Source organism: Micromonospora sp. NPDC048907, from assembly GCF_055586885.1.
The window spans coordinates 73,631-92,199 of record NZ_JBVJHI010000002.1; the positions used below are offsets into that span (position 1 = coordinate 73,631).

Below are 18,569 nucleotides of genomic sequence, written 5' to 3' on the forward strand. Positions count from 1 at the left end.
CCCGTCTCCTCGGTGACCCCCGGGGGTGCCGACCGGATTATTCGCCCGCCACCCGGTGCGGTTTTCCCCACCCCGGCCCGCTGTGGTCGACCTCCCGGAGTCGGCGGCCGACCTCATGGTGCGGGCCGCGGTGCGTTCCTAGCGTCGTGGGCATGATCTTTTTGTGGAACGCGACGGGTGCCGGCTGGGCTCAGGAGGCCGATCCGCCGGGCGGCCTGGTGGGGTTGGTGACCGATCTGGTGGAGCGACTCGGTGCGCCCGGGGCCGGCCTGGCGGTCGCGTTGGAGAACCTGTTCCCGCCGATCCCGAGCGAGGTCATCCTGCCGCTGGCGGGCTTCACCGCCAGTCAGGGACGGATGAACCTGGTCGCCGCGATCGTCTGGACCACGATCGGCTCGGTGGTGGGCGCGGTGGCGCTGTACGCCGTCGGCGTGGGGCTCGGACGGGACCGGGTTCGCGCGATCGCGGCGCGGCTGCCGCTGATCAAGCTGAGCGACATCGACCGGACGGAGGCGTGGTTCGCCCGGCACGGGGTGAAGACCGTCTTCCTCGGGCGGATGATTCCGATCTTCCGAAGCCTGATCTCGATTCCGGCCGGGGTGGAGCGGATGCCGTTCGGCACGTTCCTGCTCTACACCACGCTGGGCAGCCTGGTCTGGAACACCGTGTTCGTGATGGCCGGTTACGTGCTCGGGGAGAACTGGCGTGCCGTGGAGCCGTACGTGGGGACGTTCCAGAACGTGATCATCGCGGTCTGTGCCCTAGCCGTGGGGTTCTTCGTGGTGTCGCGGCTGCTCGGGACGCGGCGGAGGCGTCCGGCCGCCGACGACGGGTCGGCGGCGGGCACGCCCGGGCCGTACCGGTCGGACGCGCGTGTCGCCGCACACCGGCACCCCGGGGCGGATCGCCCCGCCGACGCGGCACGGGGCACCCTGTACGGCACGCCCCGCCGGCCGGAGGCAGGTTGACCGGCGGCGGGAGGATCGGTGGCCGGCCGCGGACGAGCGGACGGCCGGAACGTCACGAGCTGGGGAGGGACGGCCTGGTGGCAGAGCGCGCGGGGCACGGCCGATCGTGGGTCGGCACCGCGGTCCGGTGGAGCCGGCCCCTGGCGGGCGTGGCGCTCGGCGTCCTCACCGCCGCGGCAGAGGTGCTGTTCCTGCTCCTCGCCGGGCTCGCCGTGGCCGCGGTCGCACCGGTCCCGGCGGCCCGGCGCCACCTCGGCGCCGCCACCCTCCGGTACGCCCGGCGCGTCGCCGAATGGGAGCGGCACCGCCTCGCGATCGTCGCCTCGGAACCGCCTCCGCCACTGGTGGCGGTGAGCGGGCCGCGCGTGCTCGGCTATCTCGCCGCCCGTCTCCTGCCGGCGGCGCTCGGCCTGCTCACCGGCGGCCTGCTCGCCGTCGGCGTGGTCCTCGCCGGCATCGTGGTGCGCTCGTTCCTCGCGGGCACCCTGACCGCGGTCGATCTCCTGCTCCAGGCGTTCATCGGTGCCGCCCTGCTGCTGCTGGACCTGCAGGCGACGGTGAGCGTGGCGACGCTGGACCGGCGGTTGGCGCGCCGGCTGCTGGAGGCCACCAGCCGCGAGGCGCTGCGGCTGCGGATCAGTGAGCTGACCGTCAGCCGGGCCGGCGTGGTGGCCGCCGTCGACGTCGAGCGCCAGCGCATCGAACGCGACCTGCACGACGGGCTGCAGCAACACCTCGTCGCACTCGGCATGCTGCTCGGGCGGGCGCGCCGCAGCCGGGACCCCGACCGGGCGCGCGAACTCCTCGTGCAGGCCCACGAGGACACCCAACGCGCCATCGACGAGCTGCGGGAGGTGGCCTGGCGGGTCTACCCCTCGGCGCTCGACCACACCACGCTGGACGAGGTGCTGGGCATGGTGGCGCAACGGTCGGCGATCCCCGTCCGGATCAGCTACGACGTGCCCGTCCGGCCGGCCCGGCCGATCGAGACCGTGCTCTATTTCGTGGCCAGCGAGGCGATCACCAACAGCACCAAACACGCGGGGGCTACCCTGATCACCATCGAGATCACGACCCGGGGCACGGGAATCGAGATGCGGGTGCGCGACGACGGCGTCGGCGGCGCCGACCCGCACGGCAGCGGCCTCCAGGGGCTCGCGCGCCGGGTCACCGCGCTGGACGGGCGGTTCGACCTGCACAGCCCACCCGGCGGACCCACGACGATCCGGGTCGAGGTGCCATGCGCGTAGTGCTCGCCGAGGATTCCACCCTGCTCCGCGAGGGGCTGGTCCGCCTCCTCGCCGACGAGGGACACCAGGTGGTCGCCGCCACCGCGGACGCCGAGCAGCTCGTCACCGCGGTCGAGCGGCACCGTCCCGACGTCGTCGTCACCGACGTCCGGATGCCGCCCACCAACACCGACGACGGGCTCCGGGCGGCGCTGGAGATCCGCCGCCGCTGGCCGGACACCGCCGTGCTTGTCCTCTCCCAGTACGTCGAGCGGCGCTACGCGGCGAAACTCCTCGCCGACCGGTCCGAAGGCGTCGGTTACGTCCTGAAGGACCGCGTCGCCCAGGTCGAGGACTTCCTCGACGCGCTCGACCGCGTCGCCGCCGGCTCCACCGCCCTCGACCCCGAGGTGGTCCGGCAGCTCATCTCCGCGACCCGCCACACCGACCCGCTCAGCCGCCTCACCCCGCGGGAGCGCGACGTGCTGCACCACATGGCGCAGGGGCACACCAACGCGGCCATCGCCGCGCGGCTGCACGTCTCACAGAGCGCGATCGAGAAGCACGTCAACACCATCTTCGACAAGCTCGACCTCAGCCACACCACCGGCTACAGCCGCCGGATCCTCGCGATCCTGCGCTACCTCGGCTCCTAGCGGGCGGGGGGTGCAAGCGTTGTCACAGGCGGAAAGAAGGGTGATCGGTCCGGAGTTGTACAGATTCGTGACCGACGTCGTCCCGCAGTCCCGGCTGCTCGACATCCGGCGGATCTTCGTCGAGCCGGAGGCCGCCGTGCTGCCGCGCGGCCAGCAGGTGCTGGCCCGGTTCCCCGACGCCGAGCGCATCGAGATCGACAGCCACACCCGCATCCCGGAGCTGTACGGCGACGAGACGAACGTGGCCCGCTGGGTGCGGATCAAGACCGAGACGCTCGTGCTGGGCGTGAAGAAGTCGCTCACCGCCCGGCCGAACGGTCGCTCCAGCGACTTCATCGCCCCGTCCACCGCCAACGGCTGCGCCATGGCGTGCGCCTACTGTTACGTCCCCCGGCGCAAGGGCTACAGCAACCCCGTCACGGTCTTCGCCAACATCGAGCGGATCACCGGTTACCTGTCCCGGCACGTCGCCCGGCAGGGGCCCAAGGACACCCCGAACCAGTGCGACCCGCACGCGTGGGTGTACGACATCGGCGAGAACTCCGACTGCTCGCTGGACGCCCGGATCAGCGACAACGTCCGGGACCTGGTCACCTGCTTCCGCGACCTGCCCAACGCGAAGGCCAGCTTCGCCACCAAGCACGTCAACCGCGATCTGCTCGACTGGGACCCGCGCGGACGGACCCGGATCCGGTTCTCGCTGATGCCCGCCCGGGACGCCAAGCTGCTCGACATCCGCACCTCACCGGTCGCCGAGCGGATCGCCGCGATCGACGACTTCGTGGCCGCCGGCTACGAGGTGCACGTGAACTTCAGCCCCGTGGTGGTGCGTGACGGCTGGCTCGAGGACTGGGCGGAGCTGCTCGACCAGCTCGACGCCGGCATCGGGCCCGACGCCAGGAGGCAGCTCGCCGCCGAGGTCGTCTTCCTTACCCACAACGACCGGCTGCACGAGGTCAACCTGGGCTGGCATCCGAAGGCCGAGGAGGTGCTCTGGCGCCCGGATCTCCAACAGCCCAAGCGCTCGCAGACCGGCGGCTGGAACGTGCGCTACCGGACCGGACACAAGGGCCGCTACGTCACCGCGTTGACCGACCTGATCACGGCCCGCGTCCCGTACTGCCGGATCCGGTACGCGTTCTGACCGGAAGTCCGGATCGCCGCACCCCGCGGTTTCGCGGCCGACCCGCCGGGTACGCGCCGGTGGACGAGGAGAGGGGGCGCCGAATGGCCGGCATCATGCTGCGCAGCACCGCGTTCACCGACCACGACCTGCTGCCCGGGCGGTTCGCCAAGGACGGCGACAACGTGTCACCGCCGTTGCAGTGGTCGGACGTGCCGGACTCCACGGAGGAGCTGGTCCTGCTCGTCGAGGACCCGGACGCGGGCAAGGAGCCGTTCCTGCACTGGCTGGTCACCGGGATCTCCCCGCAGACCGGCGAGGTGCCCGAGGGCGGCGTGCCGTCGGGCGGCCGGGAGTGGCCGAACAGCTTCGGCGAGACCGGCTGGAGCGGGCCGCTGCCGCCGCGGGGCGAGGAGGCGCACCGCTACTTCTTCCGCCTCTACGCCTTGAACCGGCCGCTGGACCTGTCCGGCGCGCCGCAGGCCACCGAGGTGCACCGCGCGCTGAAGGGCCGGGAGATCGCCAGCGGCACCACGATCGGGACCTACTACCGCTGACCCGCTCCGGGGACCGGCCAGCGATCCCGGCCGGTCAGCCCTTCCAGCGGGGCACGAGGCGGTGCACCACCGCCAGGACCAGCGCGGCCACCACGGCGACCGTGCCGGCGATGCCTGCCGCGCTGCCCGCGTACCCGATGAAGAGCGCGCGGCGGGTGAGCTCCTCGACGGGCGTGGTGGAGCGGTCGACCAGCCAGGACAGGGCGAGCGCCGACACGACCAGGGCGAGGGCGCCGGCGAGGCCGAGCACGACGGCGGCGACCCGGTGGGCGTCGGCCGGGGACACCACGGCCTGTTCCCGCTGGAAGAACAGGAGCACCAGGCCGGCGACCGCGGCCCAGGCGCCCACGACGAGGAACGCGGCGACGGCGTCGCTGGGCCGGTGCCAGCCGGCCGAGAGGGTGGCCACCCCGGCGGCGGCCGCGTAGCCGGCGCCGAGGAACGCGCCGGCCACCCGCAGCTTCGGCGGCAGCACCAGGATCAGCGCGACCGCCACGGACGCGGCCACGGCGGTGTGTCCGCTGGGCAGGCTGTTGCCGGCCGCGGCCCGTTCCGGGTCGATGCCGAAGTCGGGGCGGTCGAGGTAGCGCTTGAGCAGTTGGGTGCTGACGTTGGCGCCGGCGATGAGCAGGGTGGCGGTGACGGCGAGCGCCTTGCGGCCGCGGATCAGCGCGATGAAACCGATCATGGCGGTGGCGGCCAGCAGGGACACCACCGACATGGCGTTGAGGATGCGGTCGACTGGGCCGTCGATGCGCTCCTGGCCGATGCGGTTGCCGGTCAGCGCGACGGTGTCGATCCACTGGCCGAGTTCGGTGTGCACGGCGAAGCGCCACACCACCAGGAACGCGGCCGTCTGGGCCAGGGCCAGTACGACCAACCAGACCGCCGTCCAACCCCTCGCCGTCTCGCGCACCCGGACAACTTAACGGTCGGCCGGGTCCGGCGCTCGTCGGAGCCCCGGGGCGGTCGGCGTAGGTTGAGGGCGCGACGGGAGGAGGTGGCGCGTGACCAGCACGCCGGAGCCGGGGCGGCCGTCCGGGGAGCCGCCGGAGTCGCTGGCCGATCTGCTGGGCGGCCGGCGCGGGGCGGTGGACGCGACGGTGCCGCCGGTGGCCTTCGCCATCGGCTGGCTCGCCGCCGGGCTGTGGGGCGGGGTGGTGGCCGCGGTGCTCGCCGGCACCGCCGTGGCGGCCTGGCGCTGGCGGCGTGGGGACCGGCCGCGGTCGGTGCTGATCGGGTTGCTCGCCGTCTGCGTGGCCGCGCTGGTCGCGCTGCGGACCGGGCGGGCCACCGACTTCTTCCTGCTGCAGCTGGTCTCCAACGCGGCGAGCGCGCTGGCCTGGATGGTCAGCATCGTGGTGCGCTGGCCGCTCCTCGGTGTGCTGGTCGGCGTGGCGCTGGGCCAGCGCGGCCGCTGGCGGCGCGACCCGGCGCTGCTGCGGGCGTACGGGCGGGGCAGCTGGGTCTGGGCCGCGACCTACCTGCTGCGGCTGGCGGTGTTCGTGCCGCTGTGGCTCGGCGGGCAGGTGGTCGCGCTGGTGGTGGCACGGGTGGCGCTCACCTGGCCGCTGGTCGCGGCGGCGCTGGCGGTGAGCTGGCTGGTGATCCGGCGGTCGCTCCCCGCGGATCACCCGGGGCTTCGACATCCGGTCACGCCGTCCGATGCGGACGCCGCCAGGGCGAATTAAAAGAGAGGCCGCCACGGGGGGAGCGGCCTCTCCGGTGAAACACGTTACTCCGTCCACGCCTGCGGCGTGATCCCGTGGAGCGCCGATTTTCCCGGGCTTTTTCGCGGCAAGTTCGTCTCCGGGCGGTTCGGTGGGCCGGTCCGTCCGCTGCGTCGACCGGACGGCCGGCCCACCCGGCCTGACCGTGGGAATCAGGCCGCCCGCCGACCGGGCCGCTCCGTTCCCCCTTCGGCCCGGTCGGCCCCCTGCGCGGGCGGGCGGCGCCCGCCCGCGCAGGGGTGGTCACCTCACCCCGCCGGGAAGTAGGTGCCGTAGTCGGCGTACGCCATGGCGACGTCCGCCTGGGCCCAGAACCGGTGGTAGGTGAAGACCGGCTCCGCGCCGCCGTTGAGGTACGCCTGCACCTTCGGCCAGTCCGGGTCGTTCTTGTAGAACGAGCGGATGTCCAGGAAGCTCTTGCCGGCGGCGATGGCGTCGCCGTTGGGCATCTTCCCGGTCCAGCCGGAGGGGATGTAGAGACCCTGGCCGTCGGCCGCGGTGTAGACGTCGTCGAAGCGCTTGTAGTCGCCGCGCTTCTCCGGCATCGAGACGCCCTTGCTGTCGGCGGCGGCCGACAGCGCGTCCAGCAGGCCCTTGGCCGTCGTCTTGGCCGCGGCGTTGCCGGACTTGGCCGCGTACGCGATGAGGGTCCGGGCGTAGGCGGCGGCGACGCCGACGTCCTGGCCCTTCACCGTCACCTCGACGTGCAGGTTGGTGTTCGCCTGCGGGTTGGCCGGGTCCCAGTTGTTCGGCTGGCCGGTCCACTTCATGTCCGAGGGGATCGACCAGTTGGTGCCCAGCGTGGTGTTGGCGATGGCCCACGGCACCCACTTGTCCAGCAGCGCCTTGGCCTTGGCGTTGCCGGTCTGCAGGTACAGCTCGGCGATGCGCTGCATCGACCAGGCCTGCATGCCGAACCACTGGTTCGACGGCGGGTCGTTGTAGACCGGGTCGACGTCGTAGAACATGCCGTAGAAGGTGGCGGTGCCGGCCGGCGGCTGGGCGTAGCTGCCGTCCCAGCTGTTGGTGGCGCCGCCGGCGATGCCGCCCTCGGCGGACTGGAGCCAGGTGTAGAACTCCAGCTGCCGGTCGAAGCTCTTCTGCCAGTCCGCGGTCGCGGTCGCCGACTTGGGCTTGAGCTCCGGCACGTTGGTCAGCGCCCAGGCCGCCAGGGGGTTCTGGTAGCCGAAGTGGTTGTGGCTGGAGCCGATCCGCCACGACCAGTTCTGCGACGTGTCGTACGCGCCACCCCAGGCGTAGTACCAGGAGAGCAGGTAGTGCGCCGAGTCGCGGCCGCTGCCGGCCGGGCAGGTGGACGCGCCGACGCAGTTGCCGATCTTCTTGAAGTACTTGTCGAACAGGGCGTAGCGCAGGTAGTCGCCCATCTTGGCGGCCTTCGCCACGGTGGCCGCGACGTCGGCCTCCTTGCCCTGCGCCTTGGCCCAGGTCAGCGCCCAGTACGCGGCCTGCACCGCACGAGCGTCGGCGTCCGGGGCGTTGGTGTACTTCCACTGCTTGGCCGGGGCGGCCGACTCCTTGACGAACAGGTCGAGGTAGCCGTACTGGCCGCCGTGCTTGAAGGTGTCGCAGGACGGCTGCGGCACGGTCTCCCAGACCGACTCCTGGGTGCCGCGCTGGAAGGTGTTGATGTAGGCCGGGCGGGTGGTGCCGTCGCCGCAGCGGCCGTAGCCGTAGGTGTTGTCGACGTCCAGCAGCCAGTGCATGCCGTAGATGTCGCCGGTGCCGTAGGTGGTCTGGAGCTCGGAGCGGAGCGGGTCCTGGCCGACCGGGACGTTGGGCTCCAGCGCCGACGGGTACTGGCTGGGCAGGTTGTGCTCGGCGGCGTACTGGGGGGTGCCTGGGGCGCCGGCGGTGGGCTGGTCGGCGTGCGACGGGATGATGTACTTCTCCATCACCGTCCACGCGTTGTTGAACGGGGCCCAGTTCTGGGTGACCCGGCCGTACTGCGCCTCCAGCCAGAGCCAGAAGCTGAACGCCTCCGAGGTGGTCTCGTGGCCGTGGTCGGGCGCCTCGACGATGAGCGTCTCGACCGAGTGGTACGGCACGCCCTCGGGGCTGAAGTACCCCGAGTTCTTGATCTTGCCGTACTGGTCGAGGAACTTCTTGATGTAGGCGTTGTCCCCGCCCGGGGTGTCGTTGTCGATCTCGGTGGCCGTGACCGCGACGGGGGCGAAGCCGGTGGCCGAGGCGGTGATCGTGGCCGCGCCGCCGGTGGTGTCGGCGTCCTCGGCGGCCGCGACGGTGGCGCTGACCCCGGTGTTCCAGTTGCTCGGGGTCAGGGTCAGCGTCGTGGGCGACACGGTCACGTCGCTGTCGCCGGTGACGGCGAGGGTCACCGGGACGTTGGCGGTCGGGGCAGCGCTGAGGGTGAACTTCACGGACGAGGTGCCGCCCTCGTTGACGCTGACCGCCGACGGGGTGGCCACCAGCACCGGGCCGGAGGCCGGGTTGACGGTGAACGACTTCTCGGCGACCCCGATGCCGTTGGCGTTGTCGTAGGCCTTGGCCTGCACGGTGTAGCTGCCCGCCGGCAGGTCCTCGAGGGTGTAGCCGTAGGGGGCGCTGGTGTCGGTGTTGACGAGCAGGCCGTTGCGGTAGAACTCGACCTTGCTGATCGTGCCGTCCGGATCGCTGGCGGTGGCCGTCAGCGGCACGTCGGCGGGCGCCTCGAAGGGCCCGGACGGCACGCCGAGCGAGACCGTCGGCGGCTGGTTGGCCGGGGTGCCGTTGCAGGTGACGCCGTTGAGGGTGAACGCGGTCGGCTTCGGGTTGCTGCCCGAGTAGGCGCCGTTGAAGCCGATGGTGGTGGAGGCGCCCGTGCCGAGGCTGCCGTTCCACGACTCGTTGGTGGCGGTCACCTCGCTGCCGGACTGGCTCCACTTGGCCGACCAGCCCTGGGTCACCTTCTGGGTGCTGTTCGGGAAGGCGAACTTCAGCGTCCAACTGGTGAGCGCGTCACCCAGGTTCTTGATGGTCACGTTGGCGGTGAAGCCCGTGCCCCAGTCGTTCGTCGCATAGGTGACGTCGCAGGCGGGTGCGGCCTGCGCGGCACCCGCCGGCAGGGCCACCCCGCCGATGGCGAGGGCGGTGGCGGCGACCATCGCCGTCCGGCGACGTCTGGCCATGAGTCTCATGTGCGCGGTGTCTCCTCGGACCGGGCCGGGACACGGGGTCCCGGCGGGGCGCCTCCACGCGTCGACGTGGCGTACGCGGGGGGACGGAGGCGCCCGGAAAGGTGGTCGACCCGGCCGTGCCGGGGAATTCGGACGCCGCACCGGTGTGAACCGGGTGCCCTCGGCGGCCCGCACTCGCGAGCTGGCTCCGCGTGGTGGTGGAAGTGTGCCATGGAAGCGCTCCCACCACAACGGGCAGGGCAGACACCCACGTCGATGTTTCGATCTCGTTTTGGGGCTTTCACAAAGCCGTGACGGGCGTTACAGTCGCAAGCATCGCCGATGGGAGCGCTTCCATCGACGGAGATGCAAGTAAGAGATCGTCGGGCACCCTGAGTGCCCGGCGCGCCAGCCCCACGGCTGACGGCGGGCCAGCCCGGACGCCGCCGTCAGCCATCACCCACCGACATGGAGGGAGGTGGAACCAGAGCCACTCGCGTGGCCCGGCTCCCGCGCGACACGCACGACCGGACGCCAATTCCACTCGTGCGTGTGTGCATCACAGGTGGGGACGGGGGTTGCCCTCCCCCGTCCCCACACTAAACCCCCGTTGTCGACGGGAAAAGAGGCCGACGGGACAGGCGCGACGCGCCGCCCGGACGGCCTTCTTCGCTATCCGCCCCGCCCCATCGCCGCTCGCCCCTCCGCCGCCCGAGCGACACCCCACCCCTGCACACCTCCGGCCGCCCGCCGGCCGGGCCGCGCCTCTGCCGCGGTCCGCCCTCGGGGCGCCGCCGGCAGCCCCTGGCCTATGCTGGGAGCGCTCCCGGCCTCTCAGGGCGGCCAGTCACTTCGAGGAGAACGCCCATGTCGCTACTCACCAGACGGCGCCTGCTCCGCCGTGCCGCCCTCTCCGCGACCGCCGTCGGCGCGGCCCGGACCGGGCTGGCCGGCGCCGCCGCCGCGGGCGCCGCCGCGTCCGCGACCGCCGTCGCCGGCTGCGACGGCACGCCCGAGCCCGAGGGCGACGCGGACCCCGACGGCGGGCTGCGCTTCCCGCCCGGCTTCGGCTGGGGCGCGGCCACCTCCGCCTACCAGATCGAGGGGGCCGCCAAGGAGGACGGGCGCGGCGAATCCGTCTGGGACACCTTCAGCCACACCCCGGGCCGCACCCGCAACGGCGACACCGGCGACATCGCGGCCGACCACTACCACCGGTACGCCCAGGACCTCGACCTGATGCGCGACCTCGGGCTGCGCAGCTACCGGTTCTCCATCTCCTGGCCCCGGATCCAGGCCGACGGGTCCGGACGGCCCAACCAGCGGGGCCTGGACTTCTACCGACGGCTCGTGGACGGCCTGCACGAGCGGGACATCGCGCCGATGGCCACCCTGTTCCACTGGGACCTCCCCCAGGCCCTCCAGGACGCCGGCGGCTGGGAGAACCGGGACACCGCCGAGCGCTTCGCCGACTACGCCGACGCGGTGTTCCGCGCGCTCGGCGACCGGGTGCCGGTCTGGCTGACCATCAACGAGCCGAAGACCGTGGTGCAGAACGGCTACCTCTGGGGGCACCACGCGCCCGGCCTGCGGGACCCGGCAGCGGCGTACCTGGTGGCCCACCACCTCCAGCTCGGCCACGGTCTCGCCGTCCGCGCGCTGCGCGCCACCGGCGGACAGGGGCGGATCGGCCCGGCGCTCAACCTGCACCCCTGCTACCCCGCCGACGAGACCGCCGAGGCGGCCGCCGCGACCCGGCTGTACGACGGCTACGAGAACCGGCTCTACCTCGACTCGATCTTCACGGGCGCGTACCCGGAGGACGTGCTGGCCGACCTCGGCGCGGACAGCCGGATGGTCCGCGGCGTGCGCGACGGCGACCTGAAGATCATCTCCAGCCCGGTCGACCTCCTGGCCGTGCAGTACTACACGCCGATCTACGTCACCGGCCAGGGCGACACGGTCCGCCGGTGGCCGACGTCGGAGGCGGAGTGGCAGCAGATCTACCCCGAGGGGATGTACGACATCCTGACCCGGGTCACCCGCGACTACGGCCGGGTGCCGATCACCATCACCGAGAACGGCCTGCCCTGCCCGGACACCCTCGCCGCGGACGGCACCGTCGACGACACCGCCCGGATCGACTTCCTCCGCGACCACTTCGCGGCCGCCCACCGCGCGATCCGCGACGGGGTGCCGCTGGAGAGCTACCATGTCTGGTCGCTGCTGGACAACTTCGAGTGGAACGAGGGGTACGAGCAGCGCTGGGGCCTGGTCTACGTCGACTACCCGACCCAGCGCCGGGTGCTCAAGCGCAGCGCCCACTGGTACCGCGACGTGATCCGCCGCAACGGGCTCTAGGCGGGGCGGCCCGGCCGGCGCGACACCGGCCGGGCCCGCACCCGCCCCGGCTCAGCGGGGCAGCGCCTGCTGGAGTTCCGCCCGCAGCGCCGGGGTGAGCATCTCGCCGGCCTGCTTGGCCAGCCGCGCCATCTCGTAGCCGACCACGCCGATGTCGGCATCGGCCCCGGCCAGCGTGGCCAGGATCGAGCCGTCCCGGATCTGCATGACCAGGAAGTAGCCCCGGCCCATCTCGACAACGGTCTGCTTCACGACGTCGCCGTCGAACATCTGGGCCGCGCCGGCGGTGATGCTCATCAGGCCCGAGGTCACCGCCGCGAGCTTGTCCGCGTGGTCGCGGGGCAGGTGCGCGGAGATCGCCACGAGCAGCCCGTCGGTGGAGACCACAACCGCGTGCGCCACCCCCGGCACCCGCTCCGCGAACGCGTTCACCAGCCAGCTCAGGTCCCGTGCCTCCTGGCTCAACGTCGTCACTGTCGAACTCCCCCTTCATCGCGCGGCAGGTACATCTCGGTGGTCTCCTCGGCCTCCGCCCGCCGCACCCCGCTGTAGTAGCGCGAGAGCATGCCGCCGACCGCCTCCGGGTCCGGCTCCGCACGCCCGGAACGGTTCGCGGCGGCGGGCTGGGCGACCGCGGAGAGCTGGGCCATCGGTACGCGTACCGGCAGGCCCCGCTCGTTCGTGCCTCCGGTGACCGGCGTCGTGGCGGGCGGCGGTGTCACACCGAGCACCGCGGCCGACGGGCCCTGGCGGCTGAACCAGCCACCGCCGGCCGGCGACCCGGCCGCCGGGGCGAGCACGTCCTCGGCCCGGCCCGGCACCGGCCGCGGCGTGGGCACGGGCGCGCCGGGCCCCGCGGCGGGACGGCCCGGCTGCGCCGCCTCCGTGGCGGACGGCGACGCGCCGAGCGGAAGCCCGGTCAGCGGCGACACCGGCAGCTCCGCCGGTGGCACCGGCGGGCGGCGTCCCGCCACCGGCAGCTCCGCGGTCGGCGTGCCGAGCCGGCCGGCGCCGGGCGTGAGCCGGGACGCGGCGGCCACCTGACTGGTCAGCATCCGTGGCGCGGCCGGCTGGTCCAGCCCCGGTGCGGGCGCCGCCGCCAGCAGCTCGGCCGGGATCCGGACCCGGGCGACCAGGCCCTCGTGACCGCCCCGCAGCCGCACCCGCACGCCGTGCCGGGCACCCAGGTGGCTCACCACGAACAGGCCCATCCGCTCGGAGGCGGCCACGTCGGCCGCCGGCGGCTCGGCCAGGACCGCGTTCGCCTCGGCCAGCGCGGCCGGGCTCATCCCGAGCCCCTGGTCGACGATCTCCACGAACGCGCCCGGGCCGTCCGCGCCGGCGACGACCCGCACCACGGTGTCCGGCCGCGAGAAGGCGGTGGCGTTCTCCAGCAACTCGGCGAAGAGGTGCACGAGGTCGCCCACCGCGTGCCCGACGACGTGCAGGTCGGAGCGGGAGTCGTGGCGCACCCGCTGGTACTGCTCGATCTCCGCGCTGGCCGCGAGCAGCACCGCGCCGAGGCCGACCGGCCGGTTCCAGCGCCGGCTGGACTCGGTGCCGGCGAGCACGAGCAGGCTCTCGTCGTTGCGGCGCATCCGGGCGGCGAGGTGGTCGAGCTTGAACAGGTTCTCCAGCTGGTCCGGGTCGCTCTCCTCGCGTTCCAGCTCGTCGAGGAGTTCGAGCTGCCGCTCGACCAGCACCTGGCTGCGCCGCGCCAGGTTCACGAACATGGCGTTGACGTTGCGCCGCATCATCGCCTGCTCGACCGCGACGTCGACGGCGCTGCGGTGCACCGCCACGAACGCCTCGGCCAGCTCGCCGATCTCGTCCTGCGAGTCGACCACGGCCGGCGGCACGTCGATCGCGGCCACCGGGCGGTCCACGGACCGCAGCCGGTCCAGGGTGTGCGGCAGCTCCACCTGGGCGATCCGCAGCGCCTGGCCGCGCAGCTGCCGGATCGAACGGGCCACCGACCGGCCGACCAGCAACGAGATCAGCACGGCCACCAGAAGCACGCCGACGATGCCGCCGACCACCAGCAGGGTGTCCCGCAACTGCCGGGCGCTGGCGTCGTCGGCCTGGCGTACGGCGTCGTCGAGGACGCCGGCCTCCAGCTGCCGGAGCAGCTCCTGCCGCTGCTCGCTGGCCGCCCACCACTGCGTCGCCGGCAGCACCGCCGGTTCGGCGGCACCGGTGGGCAAGGTCTGCTCCTCCAGCCGGGCGGCCGAGACGAACGCCGCATCCACCGACGTCTCGTCGTAGCGGCGGACCTGGTCGGCGGTCGCGGCGACCCGGAACGCCCCCAGCGCGGTGAGCTGCTGGGCGCGCAGGTCGGTCAACGAGACCTGGTCGTCCACCTCGTAGCGGCCGGCGCGGGCGGCGGCGTACAGCTCGGCCCGGATCCGCGAGGACAGCTCCTTGACCCGGGAGAGCTGCACGTACCGCAGCACGGCGTTGGTCAGCGCGCGCTGGTCGTCGCCGGGCGACGGCTCGGCCAGCAGGTTGAGCAGGGCGGCGATGGCCCGGTGGTAGTTGCTCAGCACGGTGTCGCTGGACAGCACCGCGGGAGGCACGGCGGCGCGGATGTAGACGACCTGGTCGTAGGCCTCCAGCACCTCGGAGTAGGCCACCCGCCAGGCGGCGTCGGCGTCGGCGAGGGGTTCGGCCGCGGCGCGCAGGTCGGCCATCGCCCGGTCGGAGGCGTCCTGGAGCGGCTTGAGCGCGGCGACCGCCGCGTCCCGGTCGGCGCTGCCGCCGGACCGGCGCAGCGCGGCCAGCTCCCCCGCCGAGCGGTCCCGCTCCTGCTGGAGCCGGTCCACCGCGGTGCTGATCTGCCGGCCGATGCCGACCTGCTGGGCGAAGTCGCTCAGCGCGGTGGTCTGCCCGACCAGCCCGCGCATCTGCACCCCGGCGAGCACCAGGAACGCCACCGAGGGCAGCACCAGCACGGTGGCGAGCTTCGTGCCCATCCGCCAGTCCCGCAACCGGAAGCGCGAGCGCCGCCGGCGATGCGGCGCCACCCGGTCCTCGGACGGGCTCCGGCGCGGCTGCGGCGCCACGCCGCGAGCCGGGTCGGGACCTGCGCCCACGCTCTCCTCCTCGGTCCCCCTCGGCTCCACCGGGACGGGGAGCGGAAGTCCATCCAACCAGGCCGGCGGGCGGTGTCAAACGCTACGGCGGGCCGCACGAGCAAAGGTCAGCGCGGTGGGCGGGCGGCTACGGTGTTCGGCTCGTCCCGGTCGTCCGTCCGGCCGATGCCGCCCACCCCCGCCGCCTCGGCGATCCGGCCGAGCGCCACCAGCGCGGCCCCGGTCGCGCCGATCTCCGGGTTGCGCTGGTGCCGCACCGGCCGAGGGGCCAGCGCGTCGACGAACGCCGCCCGCCACCAGGGCGAGGCGGCCATCGCGCCCCCGCCGAGGACCACCTCGGCCGGTTCGCCCACGCCGGCCTCCAGCAGGGCGAGGTCGTCGGCCATCAGCCGGCACAGCTCGGTCATCAGGACGGCGAGGATGTCGACCGCCGTGGTGCCGAAGCTCAGGCCGCGCAGTTCCCCGGAGCCGGCCGGGGCCAGGCCGGGCGGCCGGTCCCCGCCCAACCGCGGGTTGGCCCGCAGGGTCAGGTTCGCGCCGGCCCGGCCCAGCGCCGCCTCCAGTTCGGCGCCGGACGGCAGCCGCAGCTCGCGGGCCGCCCACGCGAACAGGTTCCCTCCGCTGGAGTACGCCGCGCCGGTCACCACGTACTCGTGGTCGACCCGGTAGCGCCAGAGCTCCTCGGGCAGGGGCGGCAGCGGCGCACCGGCCGGCAGGGCCTGGACGAGGCGTACGGCGGCGGACGTGCCGACGGTGACCGCGGCCCGGGAGGCGTCGACGCAGCCGGAGCCCACGTTGGACGCCGCGCCGTCGCCGACGGGGGCGGCCCAGCGGGCGTCGGCGAGCTGCGGCCAGCGCTGGGCGTGCTCGGCCCGGAGCCGGCCGCGCCACCGCTGCGGGGCCAGTGCCGGAAGCTCCTCGGGGCGTACGCCGGCCAGCTCGCAGGCTTCGGCGTCCCACTCCAGCAGGCGCAGGTCGAGCAGCCCGGTGCCGGAGGCCATCGACACGGACATCGGCGCCTCGTCGAGCAGCTCGCCGAGGGCGTACTCGACGAGCCCGCCGAAGCGGGCGACCGGGCTGCCGCAGTGCTCCCGCACCCAGGGCAGCCGCATGGTCCAGTAGCAGCGGTGCCACCAGGCGCCGGTGCGGTGGTGGAAGGCGTCCGGATCGGCCGGGCCGACGGCGCCGGCGACGGGCTCCGGCCGGGTGTCCATCCAGGTGAGCACCGGGCCCAGGGGGGTGCCGTCGGGGCCGAGCGGCAGCACCGAGTGCCACTGCGCCGAGGTGGCGACCAGCTCGACGTCCCGCAGGTGCCCGCCGGCGGCCAGCTCGTCCAGGCACTCCGCGAGGCAGGCCAGGTAGCGGGGCCCGTCCAGGACGCCGCTGCCGTCGTCCCCGGTCACCAGGTGCACCTTGCGGCGGGCCAGCGCGCCGGGGCGCGGTACGGCGTCCGCGTCCAGCACGAGCCCGCGCACCGAGGAGGTGCCCAGGTCCAGAGCGAGAATGTCCATCGCGGGTCAACCTACCCGCCGGGAGCGGCGGCGAAGCCAAGATCGGCCGGGCCGGGCGCCGCGACCGGGTTCCCCGGGCACCGCCGCTCGCGTACAGTGATCGTCATGCTCGCGCACCTGACCTGCTGGTGGCCCGCCGACCCGGCGGCCCACCCCCGCGCGTAGCTTCCCCACGCGGCCGCCCGACGAGGCGGCCGCCGGTCTCTCCCCGGCATCCCGGGTCGCCCCCGCCGGCGGCCTCCGGCCCACCGAGGAGACCCGATGACCCGCCCGCACGACCCGCTCGCCGCCGTCGCGGCGGGCCGCGACCCCGGCCCGTTCGCGCTCGTCCGCCGCGAGGGCGCCGACCACGTCGACCTGTTCACCGGTCCGGTACGCACGGCCGACCGGCTCGCCGACCTCCCGCTGCCCGACGGCGGCCCCGGCCCGCGCACCCTGGCCCTGGTCCCCTACCGGCAGATCGCCGAGCGCGGCTTCGCCTGCGTGGACGACGGCCTGCCGCTGGAGTTCCTGCTGGTCGCCGAACACCGGCGGCTCCCGCTCGACGCGGTGCTGGCGGTCCTGCCCGAGGCGCCGGTGGTGACCCGCGACGCCGCGTTCGACATCTCCGACGCGGAGTACGCGGACACCGTGGGCCGGGTGCTCCGCGACGAGATCGGCCGGGGCGAGGGCGCCAACTTCGTCATCCACCGCACCCTGCGGGCCACCGTCGAGGGCGCGCCGCTGGTGGCCGCCCTGGCGGCGCTGCGCCGGCTGCTGCTGCGCGAGCGGGGCGCGTACTGGACGTTCGTGGTGCACACGGGCAGCCGCACCCTGGTCGGGGCGAGCCCGGAGCGGCACGTCAGCGTGGACGACGGCCTGGTCATGATGAACCCGATCAGCGGCACGTTCCGGCACACCGGCGCGGCGGCGGACCGGGACGCCCTGCTGCGCTTCCTCCACGACCCCAAGGAGGTCGAGGAGCTGTACATGGTGCTCGACGAGGAGCTGAAGATGATGGCCACCGTCGCCGAGCACGGCGGTCAGGTGGTCGGGCCGTACCTGAAGGAGATGGCGCACCTCGCGCACACCGAGTACCTGCTGGCCGGGCGGGGCTCGCTGGACGTCCGGGAGGTGCTGCGGGAGACCATGTTCGCCCCCACGGTCACCGGCAGCCCGATGGAGAACGCCTGCCGGGTGATCGCCCGGCACGAGCGGACCGGCCGGCGGTACTACGCCGGCGTGCTCGCCCTGCTCGGCCGCGACGAGCAGGGCCGGCAGACCCTCGACGCCCCGATCCTCATCCGCACCGCCGAGCTCTCCCCCGACGGCGAGCTGCGGGTGCCGGTCGGTGCGACCCTGGTCCGGCATTCCACGGCCGAGAACGAGGTGGCCGAGACGCACGCCAAGGCGGCCGGCGTGCTGGCTGCGCTGGGCCTCGGCCCGGACGCCCCGGCCCGCGGCGCCGGGCCCGCGCCGCGGTACGCCGACGACCCGGAGGTGCGCGCCGCGCTGGCCGCCCGCAACATCCCGCTGGCCCGGTTCTGGCTGGACCAGCGCGTGCCGGGGGCCACCGCGCTGCCGGGCCTGGCCGGCCGTCGCGCGTTGATCGTGGACGGTGAGGACACCTTCACCGGGATGCTCGCCCACCAGCTCGGCGCGCTCGGTCTCGCGGTGACCCGCCGGGACTGGCACGACGCCGGCCCGATCGACGGGTACGACCTCGTGGTGGTCGGCCCCGGCCCGGGCGACCCGGACGACCTCGCCGAGCCGAAGATGGCGAGCATGCGGGCGCTGCTGGCGGAGCTGCTCGCGGCCGGCCGGCCGACCCTGGCGGTCTGCCTCGGCCACCAGTTGCTCGCCGGGCTGCTCGGGCTGCCGCTGCACCGCCGCGACGCCCCGTACCAGGGGCTGCCGCGCGACGTGCCGGTGTTCGGCGCGACCCGCCGCGTCGGCTTCTACTCGAGCTTCACCGCCCGGGCCGGCGCCGACCGGGTCGCCACCGCGTACGGCGCGGTGGAGCTGTCCCGGGACCCGGCGGACGGGGCGGTGCACGCGCTGCGCGGGCCGGGCTTCGCCGGGGTGCAGTTCCACCCGGAGTCGGTCCTCAGCCGGGACGGCATGGCGGTCCTGGCGGACCTGCTCGGGCATCTGCTCGCCCATCCCGCGCTGACCGGGCATGGACCGGCCGATCGGGGGTAGGGCGAGGGGCGACCGGTGGTCCGGACG

At 74.0% G+C, this 18,569-nt stretch carries 13 protein-coding genes; 8 read left to right on the top strand and 5 right to left on the bottom strand.

Annotation, left to right across the window (positions count from 1 at the left end):
• Positions 1–152: 152 nt before the first annotated feature.
• From ACZ6PY_RS05505 to ACZ6PY_RS05525, 5 genes are all read left to right on the top strand, one after another.
• A complete protein-coding gene (locus tag ACZ6PY_RS05505; RefSeq protein ID WP_466069545.1) occupies positions 153–968 on the top strand; it encodes a DedA family protein in 816 nt (271 codons plus the stop codon).
• A 77-nt stretch (positions 969–1,045) separates the two neighbouring features.
• Positions 1,046–2,218, top strand: coding sequence for a sensor histidine kinase (locus ACZ6PY_RS05510; protein ID WP_466069547.1), 1,173 nt, complete (start codon positions 1,046–1,048; stop codon positions 2,216–2,218).
• Positions 2,209–2,853, top strand: coding sequence for a response regulator (locus ACZ6PY_RS05515; protein ID WP_466069549.1), 645 nt, complete (start codon positions 2,209–2,211; stop codon positions 2,851–2,853). Before ACZ6PY_RS05510 ends, ACZ6PY_RS05515 begins: the two co-directional genes overlap by 10 nt.
• 67 nt (positions 2,854–2,920) lie before the next feature.
• Positions 2,921–3,997, top strand: coding sequence for a spore photoproduct lyase family protein (locus ACZ6PY_RS05520; protein WP_466069551.1), 1,077 nt, complete (start codon positions 2,921–2,923; stop codon positions 3,995–3,997).
• A gap of 83 nt (positions 3,998–4,080) precedes the next feature.
• The gene (locus tag ACZ6PY_RS05525; protein WP_466069553.1) at positions 4,081–4,533 is read left to right on the top strand and encodes a YbhB/YbcL family Raf kinase inhibitor-like protein; all 453 of its coding nucleotides are present in this window, start codon (positions 4,081–4,083) and stop codon (positions 4,531–4,533) included.
• 34 nt (positions 4,534–4,567) lie between these two features.
• Here the strand turns inward: ACZ6PY_RS05525 and ACZ6PY_RS05530 are convergent, their stop codons facing one another.
• Complete coding sequence (locus tag ACZ6PY_RS05530) at positions 4,568–5,449, bottom strand: phosphatase PAP2 family protein (RefSeq protein WP_466069555.1); 882 nt, start codon at positions 5,447–5,449, stop codon at positions 4,568–4,570.
• A 91-nt stretch (positions 5,450–5,540) separates the two neighbouring features.
• On the opposite strand from ACZ6PY_RS05530, the gene ACZ6PY_RS05535 reads away from it, so the two are divergent.
• Positions 5,541–6,224, top strand: coding sequence for a DUF3159 domain-containing protein (locus tag ACZ6PY_RS05535; RefSeq protein ID WP_466069557.1), 684 nt, complete (start codon positions 5,541–5,543; stop codon positions 6,222–6,224).
• Positions 6,225–6,511: 287 nt separating this feature from the next.
• On the opposite strand, the gene ACZ6PY_RS05540 is transcribed toward ACZ6PY_RS05535, so the two are convergent.
• Complete coding sequence (locus tag ACZ6PY_RS05540; protein ID WP_466070746.1) at positions 6,512–9,409, bottom strand: glycoside hydrolase family 48 protein; 2,898 nt, start codon at positions 9,407–9,409, stop codon at positions 6,512–6,514.
• A gap of 855 nt (positions 9,410–10,264) precedes the next feature.
• Here ACZ6PY_RS05540 and ACZ6PY_RS05545 point away from each other — a divergent pair.
• The gene (locus ACZ6PY_RS05545) at positions 10,265–11,758 is read left to right on the top strand and encodes a GH1 family beta-glucosidase (RefSeq protein WP_466069558.1); all 1,494 of its coding nucleotides are present in this window, start codon (positions 10,265–10,267) and stop codon (positions 11,756–11,758) included.
• 51 nt (positions 11,759–11,809) lie between these two features.
• On the opposite strand, the gene ACZ6PY_RS05550 is transcribed toward ACZ6PY_RS05545, so the two are convergent.
• The 3 genes from ACZ6PY_RS05550 to ACZ6PY_RS05560 form a co-directional block, all read right to left on the bottom strand.
• A complete protein-coding gene (locus ACZ6PY_RS05550; RefSeq protein ID WP_091259471.1) occupies positions 11,810–12,232 on the bottom strand; it encodes a roadblock/LC7 domain-containing protein in 423 nt (140 codons plus the stop codon).
• Positions 12,229–14,850: a sensor histidine kinase gene (locus tag ACZ6PY_RS05555; RefSeq protein WP_466069560.1), complete on the bottom strand. Its 2,622-nt coding sequence runs from the start codon at positions 14,848–14,850 to the stop codon at positions 12,229–12,231. Before ACZ6PY_RS05555 ends, ACZ6PY_RS05550 begins: the two co-directional genes overlap by 4 nt.
• A 107-nt stretch (positions 14,851–14,957) precedes the next feature.
• Positions 14,958–16,361: an FGGY family carbohydrate kinase gene (locus tag ACZ6PY_RS05560; protein WP_466069562.1), complete on the bottom strand. Its 1,404-nt coding sequence runs from the start codon at positions 16,359–16,361 to the stop codon at positions 14,958–14,960.
• A 261-nt stretch (positions 16,362–16,622) separates the two neighbouring features.
• On the opposite strand from ACZ6PY_RS05560, the gene ACZ6PY_RS05565 reads away from it, so the two are divergent.
• Positions 16,623–18,542 (top strand): chorismate-binding protein, encoded by a 1,920-nt coding sequence (locus ACZ6PY_RS05565; protein ID WP_466069564.1) that lies wholly within the window; start codon positions 16,623–16,625, stop codon positions 18,540–18,542.
• Positions 18,543–18,569 lie beyond the last annotated feature (27 nt).